The following is a 13853-nucleotide window of genomic DNA, read 5'->3' as shown; positions in this document are numbered from 1 at the left end:
AACCGTGGCGGGGCGGGACGACCGGGAAGCTTTCGCCGCCCCTATTCGCCGGAGCAAGCGGAAACGAGCTTCGGCGCGGAAATCAGCCAGAGAACCAGACCGCAGACCGCAAAGCCCGCCAGCGCCAGATAGGCGGTCGAGAAGCCGAACTGAGTGACGATCGCGCCGGCGATGGCCGGGCTCAGCGAGGCGCCGACGCTCTGCACCGTCATCACCGCGCCGAGGCCGGCATTCACATGGCCGGTGCCCTTCAGCATCCGCGCGACGAGGCCCGGCACGGCGACGCCGAGAAGGCCCGCCCCGACGCCGTCCAGCATCTGCACCGGCACCAGCGCATAGGGGCTCGGCCAGAGCCCGGCGATGAGGCCGCGGATCGGCAGGGCGACGAGGGCCGCGACAAGGAGCAGGAAATAGCCGCGCCGCCCGGCGAAGGCCGCCGCGAGCAGCGCCACCGGAATCATGGTGAGCTGCGCGATGATCACCGTCGCCGCCGTGTAGGAGACCGGGTCGGACAGGAGCTGCTGGAGGGTCGAGGGCTGGCGGGCCGGCTGCGCCGCCGGCTGGCCGGGCGCGGCGGCCGTCGGGCCGATGGTCGTCGGCGCGGCCGCGTCGCTCGCGGCGGCATTGCCGCTGGCGGTCAGCGGATCGGCGGCCTCGTCGCCCGCCTTCGCCTCCGCCGCCACCTGCTGGCCGAGCAGCGGCAGCATGGCGCCGTTGCCGAAATGGAAGAGCATCAGCGTCGCCGCGAGGATCAGGAGCGGCGTCGAGCGCCAGAGCACGCTGAAGCCGGACGGCGCCTCCTTCTCCTCGCCGCCCTTGCGCTCTAGGCCGCGCGCCACGTCGTGGTCTATATCCTCGGCGCGGATGGTCAGCACCGCGACGATCGAGCCGGCTGCCATCAGCGTCATCAGGATGAAGACGGCGGTGAGGCCGAATTCATAGCCGAAGAAGCCGGCGCCCGCCGCCGCGACGACATTGCCGCCATGGTTCCAGGCCTCGTTGCGGCCGAGCTGATGGCTGAGCCCCTTCTGGCCGACGAGGCCGAGCGTCAGGCCGGCAAGGGCCGGGCCGATCGCCGCGCCGGCGATGCCGGTCGCGATCTGCGAGGCGGCGACGAAGGCGAAACTCGGGATGAACAGGATGGCGAGCGAGGCGACGATGGTCAGCGCCGCGCAGAAGCCGACCATGAAGCGCTTCGCCTTCGAAGCATCGGCCAGCGCGCCGAGCGGGGTCGTCGCCAGCATGCCGGCGATGCCGCCGATGGTCATCACCAGACCGATGGAGGCCGTGTCCCAGCCCTGGCCGACGAGGAAGATGCCGAGAAAGGGACCAAGGCCGTCGCGCACGTCGGCGAGAAAGAAATTGACGGCGCCGAGCGCCTTGACCGACCTCGATCGCGCCGTTCCGGCCTTGGCCGGAAGGTCCATCGCCACCGTGCTCATCTGACGCCTCGTCCCGTCGGGCGCCACGACGGGGCGCGCCACCGCGCCTAGAATATGCTCAGTGGCAGGATGGTTCCCGAGGCGATCCCGTCATCGTGCCTCGGGATCGTCGGCAAGGGCCGAGACGGGGACGATGACGATGCCGCGCCCCTCCGCCTCGCGGATCCAGGCCCCGAGCGTGGCGATGGAACTCTCGAAGGCCGAGGCGACGCCGATCGCCCGCCCGCCGGCCCGCGCCGTCCGCTCCAGCGCATCAAGGCGGCGGCGGATCGAGTCCGGGTCCTGCTGGGCGTCGAGCAGGATGTCGGCGCCGGCATAGACCGCCCCCGCCTGCTTCGCCGCGTCGCGGGCGAGGCTGCGGGCCGAGGTGCCGTCGTCGAGATAAAGGAGCCCGCGCCGGGCGAGTTCGGTGGCGAGAGCCGGCATCGCCTCGGCGTCGCCCGTCAGGCGCGCGCCCATATAGTTCATGACGCCGACATAGTTCGTCAGGCGGCCGAGCGACCAGTCGAGATCACGCCAGCGACGGCCGGCCGCGTCCTTCGCGGTCAGCGTATGGGCGCCGGGCGAGACGTCGGGATAGCCGGTGGGCTCCATCGGCAATTGCAGCAGCAATTCGTGGCCGCTCCGGCGGGCCTGCCGCATCCAGCGGTCCAGGCTGTTGCCGGCGGCGGCGAAGGCGAGCGTCACGGCCGGCGGCAATTGCTCCACCGCCCGCATCGTGCCGGTCTGGCTGATGCCGAGCCCGCCGACGACGATGGCGATGCGCGTGCCGCGATCGGAGGCCGGCTCGGCCTGATAGACGTCGAAGGGCCGGCGGCCATCGGCGGCGCGGACCGGCAGCGGGCCTTCCTCGCCGGGCTCGGTCAGCGCCTCGTCCACCTTGTCGGCCTCGCCCGGCGCCTGGCGCAGGGAGCCCGGGTCGCGCACCGGCACGAGCCGGCCGTAGTCGCCGGAAAGGTTCGGCGGATAGCTGACCGTCGGCAGGTTCGGGTCGGCGCTGTCCTCCGGCGCGCTGCTGCGCCCGAGCGGCTGGAGCGGCGCGGCTTTGACGGCCGGCTCCGGCGGCGAAGGCAGCGCGGCCGCCATCTCGGCCGCCGCCTCGCGCTCCGCCTGTTCCGCGAAGACATCGACCTGGCGCAGCACCGGCCGGTCGAGACTGATCGCGGCGGAGCCGCCGAGGATGCCGCCGACCGCCAGCATCAGAACAAGCCGATCCAGCCTCACCGCCGGCAGGCGCCAGGCGCGGTGGGGACTGTCGAGGCCGAGCGGTCGGTAAAGATCGTCCATCGGGCCGAAGCCTAGAAGACGAGGCTGGAGCGTGGCTCGACCGGACTTTCGTTTTGCCGCGCTGGATTGTCGTCCGGCAGAGAGGATCGCACCGTCGTTGCGGTCGCCTTCTTCTCCCCTGCGGGGAGAAGTGCCGGCAGGCGATGAGGGGTCGGCGGAGCCGAGCCGCCTTGGTCATTCTCCACCGCCGCAGGCCCCTCACCCGGCCGCTTCGCGGCCACCCTCTCCCCGCTGGGGAGAGGAAGGGCGCCCTTCCTTCTGCCGTCATTCTGCTTCTTCGGCGCCAAGGAAGGCGAAGGTCGCAAAGCCTCCTCCTTCTCCCGAGTCGGGAGAAGGTCGCGGCAGCGGGATGAGGGAGCCATAGAGCGCCGACATCCGCACCCCATGGCGAATGTCATCGTCTGTGCCCTACGTCTCCCTCACCCGCCTGCCGGCACCCTCTCCCGGCTCGGGAGAGGGACGCGGTGGCGCCGCCGCCGGGCGTTCGGATCGGCTGCTTCTGCGGTGTCGGCCGGGACGAAGCCGCGCCACCGCCTTCTTCTCCCCTGCGGGGAGAAGTGCCGGGAGGCGATGAGGGGTCGGCGAAGCCGAGCCGCCTTGGTCATTCTCCACCGCCCCATGCCCCTCACCCGGCCGCTTCGCGGCCACCCTCTCCCCGCAGGGGAGAGGAAGGGCGCTCGTCCGTCGACCGACTTGGCAGCTTCGACCGCTTCTTTACGAAGGAGGCAAAGGCCGTGCAGCGTCCTCCTTCTCCAGAGTCGGGAGAAGGTGCCGGCAGGCGGATGAGGGAATAACGGGCGCTTCGCGATCCGCGTTTCGGCCGCAGAGCAGTTTCGCTGTCCGGCGGCGACGCCCGCGCCCCACGGCTCCCTCACCCGCCTGCCGGCACCCTCTCCCGGCTCGGGAGAGGGGACGCGGCACGACGGTCGTGCCGATAAAAAAGCCCCGGCGGGACGGACCCGCCGGGGCTTTCGGATGCTGCGGAGAAAGCGGCCCTTAGTTGGCGGCGCGCTTTTCCGACTTCGGCGGGAAGGCGGCGTCGGTCTTCACGCCGCGCAGGAGGTCCAGCGCGTAGTTCAGCTGGATGTCGTCCTTGGCGTCCGGCGGCACGTAGTCGAGCGAGCCCGAGCCCTCGGCATTCTCTTCCTTGCCGGTGATATGGCCGCGCAGCGAGGATTCGCCGCGCGTCACCTCGTCGTTGGAATCGAGGCCCATCTGCTTCTTGATGTCGTCCGGCAGCGGCTGTTCGACCGCGATGTCCGGATCGATGCCGCGACCCTGGATCGAGCGGCCGGACGGCGTGTAGTAGAGCGCCGTCGTCAGGCGCAGGGCGCCGTTGCCGCCGAGCGGGATGATGGTCTGCACCGAGCCCTTGCCGAAAGAGCGCGTGCCGACGACCGTCGCGCGGCGCTGGTCCTGCAGCGCGCCGGCCACGATCTCCGAGGCCGAGGCCGAGCCGCCATTGACGAGCACGACCAGCGGCTTGCCGTGGATGTCGTCGCCGGAGCGGGCATTGTAGCGGCGGGTCTCCTCCGGGTTGCGGCCCCGGGTGGAGACGATCTCGCCGGATTCGAGGAAGGCGTCGGAAACCGAGACCGCCTCGTCGAGCAAGCCGCCCGGATTGCGGCGCAGGTCGAGCACGAAGCCCTTCAGCTTGTCGGCCGGGACCTTCTTCTCGATGTCGGCGATGGCCTCTTCCATGCCGACGGTGGTCTGCTCGTTGAACTTCAGCAGCTTGATATAGCCGACATCGTCCTTCACCTCGTGGCGGACGGAGGGCACCTTGATCTCGTCGCGCTTCAGCGAGATGCGCAGCGGCTTGGTGGCGCCGTCGCGCACGATGGTCAGCGTGACGGACGAGCCGATATCGCCCTTCATCTTCTCCACCGCCTCGGAGAGGGTCAGGCCGCGCACCTGCTCGCCATTGATCTCGGCGATGAGATCGCCGGCGAGGATGCCCGCCTTGTCGGCCGGCGTGCCTTCGAAGGGCGAGACGACCTTCACCAGCTCGTCCTGCATCGTCACCTCGATGCCGAGGCCGCCGAACTGGCCGCGCGTCTCGGTGCGCATGTCCGCCGCTTCCTTGGCGTTCATGTAGCTCGAATGCGGATCGAGCGAGGTGAGCATGCCGTTGATGGCCGTCTCGACCAGCTTCTGGTCGTCCGGCACCGAGACATATTGGGCGCGGACGCGCTCGAAGACGTCGCCGAAGATGGCGAGCTGGCGATAGGTGTCGGACCCGGCGGCGTTGGCGACGCCGGCCTGCTGGCCGACGATCACCGTCATCGCCGTCGCGCCCATCAACGCCCCGGCGAAGAGAAGCGAGAGCTTACGTATCATTCCTGGTCCTTCCCGAAGGCCGTCCCGCCCACCATGGCGACGGATCGACCGGTTTCCCGTCCTTGCGAAATTCCACGTAAAGCGAGGGCTCGCTCGCCTCGAACTCGGCACCCGATGCGCTGGCGACCCTGCGGGCCCCCATCACGGCCACGGGCTCCCCGGCCAAGACGCTTTGCCCAACCTCGACATCCGAGCGGCTCATGCCCGCCAGAACAACATGATAGCCGTCGCCGGCGTCAAGGATCAATAGCTGCCCGTAGGAGCGGAAAGGTCCGGCATAGAGCACCTGTCCGTCCGCCGGCGCCGTCACCACGTCGCCGGGCTTGGCCAGGAAGACCATGCCGGCGCTCGGCCGCCCGATCCCGTCGCTCGCCCCGAACGCCGTCGCGACCTCGCCGGCCACCGGAGGCGACAGACGGTTCTTCAGTGTCGAAAATGGGGCGGAGGGGGCGATGCGCGCCATGTCACGGCGAAGTGACGCGACGTCGTAGCCGGGCTCGGCCTCCGGAGCCGTCCCGGCGGGAGGCGTTTCGGCGACGGGCCGGTCGCCGTCCCGCTCGTCGGGCGAAAGCGGCTTGGCCGCCTCGGCCTTCGCCAGGGCCTCGGCCTTGGCGAGCGCCTCCGCCTTGCGGCGGGCGGCCTCCTCGGCGGCGCGGGCGCTCGCCGCGTCGCGGTCGAGCGCGGCGATCAGCTCCTGGAGATTCGTCGCCTGCGCGGCGAGTTCGGCGGCGCGCTTCTCCTCCGCCGCGCGGCGGTCGCGGCTCCCCTCCTCCAGCTTCTCCTTCTCGGCGAAGAGGCGGGCGAGCCGCTCCTCCTCCTGGCGCTGCTGGGTGAGGCTCGCGACATAGCGCGCCTTCTCGGCGGCGATCTCGGTCTTCACCGAGGCGAGCTGCGTCAGATCGCCGAGGAGCTTCTCGGTTTCGGAGCGGATGCCCGGCACGACGGCGCCGAGCAGGATGGCGCTGCGGACCGAGCCGAGGGCATCGTCCGGCTTGACGAGCAGGGCCGGCGGCGGCTTGCGCCCCATGCGCTCCAGCGCCGCCAGCACCTCGGCGAGAAGGCCGCGCCGCGCCCGGAGCGAGGCCTTCAGCCCTGCCTCGTCGCCTGCCAGAGCATCGATGCGGCGCTCGGTCTCGGCGACGTCGCGGGCCAGCGCCTTCTGCGCGGCGGCCGCCTCGATCATCGCCTGGCGCAGGCGGTCGCGGTCGGAGGCGAGCGCGGCGATCTCGGCATCGAGCTTGGCGATGCCGTCCTTGGTCAGCGAGATGGTGGCCGACAGGGCGGCGAGCTGGTCGGCGGTGCGCACCCGTTCCGCCTGGATGGCGGCGCTCCGCTCGGCCTCGGGCGCGGCGACGACCGGCACCACCGGCAGGTCCTCGGCCCGCGCGAGGGGCGGCAGGAGCGACAGAAGCGCGAGACAGGCCAGCGAGCGGCGGACCCACTCCCTGCCTGGGCCTCGCGCCCGCCCTGCCCCGCCGTTTCGCAACGAACCCAAAATCCTTTCGCGAAGACGCCGCGCCGCCATGCGCCGATCGGCCTCGGCCGGCGCCGCGCGCCTTCCTTGCCTTCGCTTAGCGCCTTCTCGTTAACAAGCGCTCAACCTTTTGCCCAGGCCTATCGGAGCGCGTGTGGCTTGATCGGGGCTGAGCATGGCCGGGGCATGGCCGACGCGCGAAACGACGAAAATAGCGGGCCGGGCGTGGCCGGCGAGCCACAGGCCGGCCGGTCAGGCGCGGTGATAGGGGTGGCCGGAGAGGATGGTCGCGGCGCGGTAGAGCTGTTCGGCGAGAAGGATGCGGACGATCTGGTGCGGCCAGGTCATGGCGCCGAAGGCGACGACGAGGCGCGCCCTGGCGCGCAGTTCAGGATCGAGCCCGTCCGGGCCGCCGATCAGAATGGCGAGATCGCGCTGGCCCTCGTCGCGGATCGTGGCGAGGCGGTTGGCGAACTCCTCCGAGGAAAAGGTCTTGCCGGTCTCGTCGAGAAGGCAGAGCGCCGCCTTGTCCGGCAGGGCGGCGAGGAGGCGCCCGGCCTCGTCGCGCTTGCGCTCGGCCACCGTCTGGGCGCGCGACTCCGTCTCCTCCAGGAGACCCGCATAGTCGAGCCCGATCGCGCCGCCGGCCTTGGCCAGCCGGTCGAAATAGCGCTGCGCCAGTTCACGCTCCAGCCCGGCCTTCATCCGGCCGACCGCCGCGACCGTCACCCGCATGCGTCGCGCTCCATGACCCGCTCCTCCGAAAGACGCAGCGCTCGGCTAGCGTCTCGGCGGAGCGGGCACAAGGGCGGAACGAGGCCGCGCGGGGGCCGGACCGGCCCATCCGCGCGACCTGGCGAAGGCCCGTTCAGTGGAGGGTGCCGTCCTTCGCCTCGCCGACGGACCACATCTTCTCCAGATTGTAGAAGGCGCGGACCTCGGGGCGGAAGACGTGGATGATGACATCCCCGGCGTCGATCAGCACCCAGTCGCCCGATTGCAGCCCCTCGACGCGGCAGTTGCCGTAGCCGGCATCCTTCAGGTCGCGCAGGAGATGGTCGGCGACGGCCGTGACATGGCGGTTCGAGCGGCCCGACACGATGACCATATGGTCGGCGAGCGGCGACTTGCCCGTCAGATCGATGGAGAAGATGTCTTCGCCCTTGGAATCATCGAGGCTGCGAAGCACGGTGGCGACGATGGACGAGCCGGACTTGCCGGCGTCCCCGTCGGTCGAACCGGAGAGCATGGCGTCTTCGGCCGGAGTGGCAGTTCTCAGCAGGGGGTTTCCTTTTCCCTCAAGAGTCGGGAAAGGGCGGGATGCCCTCTCCCACAGGATGAAGATAGGGCCCGAACGGTGACGCTTTCAAGAAGCGGTGCCGGTCCTAGCCCGAAAGAATGATAGTAACGCCTTAATTGCGTGAAGATGAAGCGCGCAGCGCCGTCGAGGATTGCGGCGATCGCGGCCCGTGCAGGAAGACCCAGGCCGGCGTCTTCTGGAAGGGCAGCAGCGCGGCGTCCGCTTCCGCCAGACGCGCGGCGCGATAGGCGATCGCCATCGGCGAATGCAGCGCCGCCAGCGTCGCGCCCGGCCGATCCACCACCGCGACCGGCACCATGCGCAGGATGTCGCGCCAGTCCTGCCAGAGATGGAAGCTCCGCAGGCTGTCGGCGCCCATGACCCAGACGAAGCGGACATGCGGCCGGCGCCGGGCGAGAAGGCGGATGAGATCGGCCGTATAGCGCAGGCGATGGGCCGCCTCGAAGCCGGTGACGTCGATCCGCCGCTCCGGCATCAGCGCGCGCGAGGCGGCGAGCCGCTCGGCGAGGGGGCGCAGCCCATCATGCCGCTTCAGCGGATTGCCGGGCGAGACGAGCCACCAGAGCCGGTCGAGTTCCAGCCGCCGCATCGCCGTCTCCGCGACGAGCCGATGGCCGGGATGGGGCGGATCGAAGGAACCGCCGAATAGGCCGATCCGCATTCCCGGCAGCGCGAGCGGCATGCGCAGGGAGGGGTCCGGCGCGAGCGACGCAGCGTCCCTCATCACGATCTTGCCGCCATCAGCGCGTGTCCGCGACCTGCCGCCGCCGCGCGGCCACGTCCCTCCTCGCCGGCCCCTCGCCCGACCCGGAAGACGACACCCGACGGCCGGCCTTGTCGCGGGACGAAACGCCGCTCACGGCCGCGTCTGGCCGGTGCCGAGGACCCGGTAGTTGAAGCTCGTCAGCTGCTCGACGCCGACCGGGCCGCGCGCATGCATCTTGCCGGTGGCGATGCCGATCTCGCCGCCGAAGCCGAACTCGCCGCCATCGGCGAATTGCGTCGAGGCATTGTGGAGGAGGATCGCCGAGTCGATGCCGTTGAGGAAGCGCTCGGCCGCCGCCGCGTCCTCGGTGACGATCGCCTCGGTGTGGTGGGACGAGTAGCGCTCGATATGCCGGATGGCGCCCTCGACGCCGTCGACCACCGCGACGGAGAGGATCGCGTCGAGATATTCCGTCCGCCAGTCCGCCTCGCTCGCGGACAAGGCCTGCGGATAGAGATCGCGCGTGTCCGCGTCGCCCCGGATCTCGCAGCCCGCCTCGGCCAGCGCCGCCAGGATCGGCGCCAGATGCGTGGCGGCGCAGGCGCGATCGACCAGCAGCGTCTCGGCCGCGCCGCAGATGCCGGTGCGGCGCATCTTGGCGTTCACCGCGAGCGAGACGGCCATGCCGAGATCGGCGGCGCCGTCGACATAGAGATGGCAGAGGCCTTCGAGATGGGCGAAGACCGGCACGCGCGCTTCCGCCTGCACCCGCTCGACCAGGCTGCGACCGCCGCGCGGCACGATCACGTCCACCGCGCCGCCGAGGCCGGCGAGCATGTGCCCGACCGCCGCCCGGTCGCTGACATGCACGAGCTGGATCGCGTCGACCGGCAGACCGGCCGCGGCGAGGCCCTTCTGCAGGCTCGCATGGATCGCCGCCGAGGATTTCGCCGAATCCGAGCCGCCGCGCAGGATCACGGCATTGCCGGCCTTCAGGCAGAGCGCGCCGGCATCGGCGGTGACGTTCGGCCGGCTCTCGTAGATCACGCCGACGACGCCGAGCGGCGTGCGGACGCGGCGGATGCGCAACCCGTTCGGCCGCTGCCAGTCGGCGATCGTGGCGCCGACGGGATCGGGGAGCGTCGCCACCTCGCGCAGCGCCTCGGCGATCGCGGCGACGCGCGTTTCTGTCAGCGTCAGCCGATCGATGAAGGAGGGGGCGAGGCCCGCTTCACGGGCGCGGGCGAGATCCTCGGCATTGGCGGCAAGGATCGCCGGCAGGTCCGCCGCGACGGCCGCCGCCATCGCGCGGAGCGCCGCGTCCTTCGCCTCGGTCGGCGCCGTCGCCAGCGCGCGGGCGGCGAGCCGGGCGCGGGCGCCCAGATCCATCATCAGCGCCTCGACCTTGTCCACCATGTCCAGCATGCTCATGCGGCCTCCTCCGCCGCATCGAAATGGCGCGCCACCACGAGATCGTCGCGATGGATCATGCAGCTGCGCGTGCCGCGCCCGAGCACCGCCTCGATGGCGGTGGAGCGCAGGCCCATGATGGCGCGCGCCTCGCCCGCATCGTAGGATACGAGGCCGCGCGCGATCTCCAGCCCTTCCTCGTCCAGCACCAGGATCGCGTCGCCGCGCCCGAACTCGCCTTCCACCTTGCGCACCCCGGCCGGCAGGAGGCTCTTGCCGGAGCGCAGCGCCCGCACCGCGCCGCGATCGACGACGAGACGGCCGGCGGCGTTGAGATGGCCGGCGATCCAGCGTTTCCTCGCCATGACCGGGCTGGCCGTCGGGCGGAACAGCGTCGCCGGGGCGCCGGACAGGACGGCGCCGAGCGGCGACAGGCGCTGGCCCTGGGTGATGATCATCGCGACGCCGGCATCGGTGGCGATCTTGCCGGCATCGATCTTGGTGCGCATGCCGCCGCGCGAATATTCGGAGGCCGCCGCGCCCGCCATCGCCTCGATCTCGGGCGTGATGCGCTCGACGAGCGGGATGTGCCGGGCCTCGGGGTCAAGCGCCGGCGGCGCCGTATAGAGACCGTCGATATCCGACAGGAGCACCAGAAGATCGGCCGACATCATCGCCGCGACGCGCGCCGCCAGCCGGTCGTTGTCGCCATAGCGGATCTCGGCCGTCGCCACCGTGTCGTTCTCGTTGATCACCGGCACGGCGCCGAATTGCAGCAGGGTGCCGATCGTCGCGCGGGCGTTCAGATAGCGGCGCCGCTCTTCCGTGTCGCCGAGGGTGAGGAGGATCTGGCCGGCGACGATGCCGTGCGGCTCCAGGATATCGGCATAGGCCTTCGCCAGCGCGATCTGGCCGACCGCCGCCGCCGCCTGGCTCTCTTCCAGGCGCAGGAGACCGCCGGGCAGCTTCAGGACGCTGCGGCCGAGCGCGATGGCGCCGGAGGAGACGAGGAGGACTTCCCGCCCCTCGGCCGCCAGCCGGGCGACGTCGGCGACGAGGCTCGCCAGCCAGTCGCGCTTCAGACCGCTCGCCCGGTCGACCAGCAAGGCCGAGCCGATCTTGACGACGACGCGGCGGGCGCCGCGCAGTGCGGCTTCCGCCGTCACCGCCCGCGCTCCGCCGCCGCCGGCTCCCAGCGCGGATCGGGCTCCGGCGCCTCTTCCGTCTGCTTCTCGCGGGCGATCGCGTCGCGCAAGGCGCGCAGCACGTCGGTCATGCCCTCGCGGCTGACGGCGGACAGCGCATGGACCGGACCGCCGGCGGCCGAGGCCAGTTCGCGCAGCTTCTCGGATTTCGTCTCGGGATCGAGCACGTCGGTCTGCGACAGGGCGACGATCTCGGGCTTCTCGCCGAGGCCCGCGCCATAGGCTTCGAGCTCGCCGCGCACGACGCGATAGGCATTCGCCACGTCCGCCTCCGTCGCGGCGACGAGATGGAGCAGCACGCGGGTGCGCTCGACATGGCCGAGGAAACGGTCGCCGATGCCGACGCCTTCATGCGCGCCCTCGATCAGGCCGGGAATGTCGGCGAGGACGAATTCCTGCGCGTCGACCGTCGCGACGCCGAGATTGGGATGGAGCGTGGTGAAGGGATAGTCGGCGATCTTCGGCCGCGCCGCCGTGACGGAAGCGAGAAAGGTGGACTTGCCGGCATTCGGCTGGCCGACGACGCCGGCATCGGCGATGAGCTTCAGCCGCAGCCAGATCGTCAGTTCCTCGCCTTCGAGGCCGGGATTGGCGCGGCGCGGCGCCTGGTTCACCGAGGAGCGGAAATAGGCGTTGCCGAAACCGCCATTGCCGCCGGCGGCGATGCGCTCGCGCTGACCGATTTCGGTGAGATCGCAGATCAGCGTCTCGTTGTCCTCGGCGAAGACCTGCGTGCCGGCCGGCACCTTCAGCGTGACATCGGCGCCCTTGGCGCCGGTGCGGTTGCGGCCCATGCCGTGCATGCCGGTCTTGGCGCGGTAATGCTGCTGATAGCGATAGTCGATCAGCGTGTTGAGACCCGAGACGGCCTCGACGAAGACGTCGCCGCCGCGTCCGCCATCGCCGCCATCCGGCCCGCCGAACTCGATGAACTTCTCGCGCCGGAACGAAACCGAGCCGGCCCCGCCATCGCCGGAGCGGATATAGACCTTCGCCTGGTCGAGGAATTTCATCGTCGCAACATCCCGCCGGCGTTGCCGCCGCGCCTTTACCTAACTCATTTCGTGCCCCGTGGCACCTTGCGAAACACCACTCGCGAGGTGGCGAGCGGCAGGCCGAATGTCGAGACCCGAACCCGGTTCTCGGCCGTCCCGTCCGGCCGCAGCGCGATGCGGTGCCGGAAGGTCAGAAGCGTGTCGCCGCCCGGCGCATAGCCGCGATAGTCGAGCCGCAGCCGGCCGGCTTCGATGCGCCCCGTCACCGGCACGGGCGCGTGGAGCGCGCCGGACGCTCCGGCCGTCTCCACCGTGCCGACATAGCGCTCGAAGCCCGCCGCCCGGAGATGCCAGCGCTGCAGCCGCTCGCCTTCCGGAAACCGGAAGCGCTCGTCGAGCACCAGCTTCCCCTTCGAAACCCGTCCCTCGAAGGTCGCCGTGAACGGCTCGGTGAAGACGAGAGCGGTCGTCACCGTACCCTCGCTCGTCGCGCGACCGGCGAAGAAGCTGAGCGGATCGAAATCCGCCGCCTGCGCCGCCGATCCGACGAGGATGCCGAAGGCGGCGAGAAACGCCCGCCCGCCGCCGCGCCTCAGCATGCTTCCGCCCCGAGACGGCCCCAGGCCTTCAAGGATTCCCAGGTGCGGCGGTCGAGGCCGAACTGCTCGCCGGCGACGCGCCCGGCCGCGAGCGAGACGAAGGTGCTCGTGCCGCGATACTGGAAGCCGCATTTCTCCAGGACGCGCCGCGACCGCCCGTTGATGGCGCGGCAGCCGGCGAGGACGCAGTCCATGCCGCCCTGGCGAAAGGCGAGATCGACGACGGCCTGCGCCGCCTCGGTGGCATAGCCGCGCCCCCAATGGGGCCGGCCGAGCCAATAGCCGAGATCGGCCGTGCGAGCGCGCTCCGTCGGCCGCAGGCCGCAGACGCCGATGAATTCGTCGCTGGCGGCGAGCGCCACCGCGAAGACGACGCTGCCCTCGGCGATGGCGAGGAAATCCTCGGCATCCTCCAGCGTATAGGGATGGGGCACGCGCGCCAGCATCTCGGCGACGCCCCGGTCATTGGCGAGTTCGGCGATGCGCGGCAGATCGGCGGCCAGCGGCGCGCGCAGCCGCAGCCGCGGCGTCGAGAGAGGTTCGAGCGGATCTTCCGCCAGATCGTCGAGGTCGTGTCTCATGGCTGCGGTCTCTCAGGGGCAACGAGAAAGGGGAGAAGGCGCCCCTCCTCCCCTTTTCGCACCTTTCGGAGATCACAACCCTCGTTCGGGTCCGCCTCTTAGGCACCGGGTCGTCGGGACACCGGTGCTCGGGAAGCTCCGGTCACTCTGCGGCTGCGGCTTTCGGCATGACCGAAATATAGGCTCGGTTGGCCTTGTTGCGGAACGTCACGGTACCCTCGACGGTGGCGAAGATCGTGTGATCCGTGCCCATGCCGACACCGGCGCCCGGGTGCCAGCGCGTGCCGCGCTGGCGCACGATGATGTTGCCCGGGACGACCGCCTGGCCACCCGATTTCTTGACGCCGAGGCGCTTGGACTCGGAGTCGCGACCGTTGCGGGACGAACCGCCTGCCTTCTTGTGTGCCATCTCTATGTCTCCTTCGAACCGCGACGCCCCTCGCTCGAAGCCGGGGCACGCGCTCGCTCAATCTCGGTGAAGACCCGCTCCGCG

13 protein-coding genes are annotated in these 13853 nt (G+C 70.8%); all 13 read right to left on the bottom strand.

Features of this window, described 5'->3' with window-relative positions:
- Nucleotides 1-41: 41 nt before the first annotated feature.
- A complete protein-coding gene (locus IEY14_RS07495) occupies nt 42-1442 on the bottom strand; it encodes an MFS transporter (protein ID WP_210318306.1) in 1401 nt (466 codons plus the stop codon).
- Between the two features lie 90 nt (nt 1443-1532).
- Nucleotides 1533-2729 (bottom strand): divergent polysaccharide deacetylase family protein, encoded by a 1197-nt coding sequence (locus IEY14_RS07490; RefSeq protein WP_244639380.1) that lies wholly within the window; start codon nt 2727-2729, stop codon nt 1533-1535.
- A 996-nt stretch (nt 2730-3725) separates the two neighbouring features.
- Nucleotides 3726-5069, bottom strand: coding sequence for a S41 family peptidase (locus tag IEY14_RS07485; RefSeq protein ID WP_188907599.1), 1344 nt, complete (start codon nt 5067-5069; stop codon nt 3726-3728).
- Nucleotides 5059-6564 (bottom strand): murein hydrolase activator EnvC family protein, encoded by a 1506-nt coding sequence (locus IEY14_RS07480; RefSeq protein WP_244639379.1) that lies wholly within the window; start codon nt 6562-6564, stop codon nt 5059-5061. The genes IEY14_RS07485 and IEY14_RS07480 overlap by 11 nt, the downstream gene beginning before the upstream one ends.
- Before the next feature lie 231 nt (nt 6565-6795).
- Nucleotides 6796-7278 (bottom strand): 23S rRNA (pseudouridine(1915)-N(3))-methyltransferase RlmH, encoded by a 483-nt coding sequence (gene rlmH, locus IEY14_RS07475; protein ID WP_188907597.1) that lies wholly within the window; start codon nt 7276-7278, stop codon nt 6796-6798.
- Nucleotides 7279-7411: 133 nt separating this feature from the next.
- Nucleotides 7412-7888 carry a ribosome silencing factor gene (gene rsfS, locus IEY14_RS07470; RefSeq protein WP_373288947.1) on the bottom strand — a complete coding sequence of 159 codons (477 nt, stop codon included), beginning with the start codon at nt 7886-7888 and terminating at the stop codon, nt 7412-7414.
- Nucleotides 7889-7955: 67 nt separating this feature from the next.
- Nucleotides 7956-8588 (bottom strand): nicotinate-nucleotide adenylyltransferase, encoded by a 633-nt coding sequence (locus IEY14_RS07465; RefSeq protein ID WP_244639378.1) that lies wholly within the window; start codon nt 8586-8588, stop codon nt 7956-7958.
- Nucleotides 8589-8720: 132 nt separating this feature from the next.
- Nucleotides 8721-10001 carry a glutamate-5-semialdehyde dehydrogenase gene (locus IEY14_RS07460; RefSeq protein WP_373288934.1) on the bottom strand — a complete coding sequence of 427 codons (1281 nt, stop codon included), beginning with the start codon at nt 9999-10001 and terminating at the stop codon, nt 8721-8723.
- Nucleotides 9998-11146, bottom strand: a complete 1149-nt coding sequence (gene proB, locus IEY14_RS07455; RefSeq protein WP_188907595.1) for a glutamate 5-kinase — start codon at nt 11144-11146, stop codon at nt 9998-10000. Before proB ends, IEY14_RS07460 begins: the two co-directional genes overlap by 4 nt.
- A complete protein-coding gene (gene obgE, locus IEY14_RS07450) occupies nt 11143-12198 on the bottom strand; it encodes a GTPase ObgE (RefSeq protein WP_188907594.1) in 1056 nt (351 codons plus the stop codon). Before obgE ends, proB begins: the two co-directional genes overlap by 4 nt.
- A gap of 44 nt (nt 12199-12242) precedes the next feature.
- Nucleotides 12243-12779, bottom strand: coding sequence for a DUF3833 family protein (locus IEY14_RS07445; protein ID WP_188907593.1), 537 nt, complete (start codon nt 12777-12779; stop codon nt 12243-12245).
- On the bottom strand, nt 12773-13360 hold the full coding sequence (locus IEY14_RS07440; protein ID WP_188907592.1) for a GNAT family N-acetyltransferase: 588 nt from the start codon (nt 13358-13360) through the stop codon (nt 12773-12775). The genes IEY14_RS07445 and IEY14_RS07440 overlap by 7 nt, the downstream gene beginning before the upstream one ends.
- A 142-nt stretch (nt 13361-13502) precedes the next feature.
- The gene (gene rpmA / locus IEY14_RS07435; RefSeq protein WP_188907591.1) at nt 13503-13769 is read right to left on the bottom strand and encodes a 50S ribosomal protein L27; all 267 of its coding nucleotides are present in this window, start codon (nt 13767-13769) and stop codon (nt 13503-13505) included.
- Nucleotides 13770-13853: the final 84 nt, after the last annotated feature.

Origin of the sequence: Aureimonas endophytica (assembly GCF_014642635.1) — a bacterium.
Classification (GTDB): Bacteria; Pseudomonadota; Alphaproteobacteria; order Rhizobiales; family Rhizobiaceae; genus Plantimonas; species Plantimonas endophytica.
The sequence above is the reverse complement of the archived record's forward strand: the minus strand, read 5'-3'. Positions and strand labels throughout refer to the sequence as shown.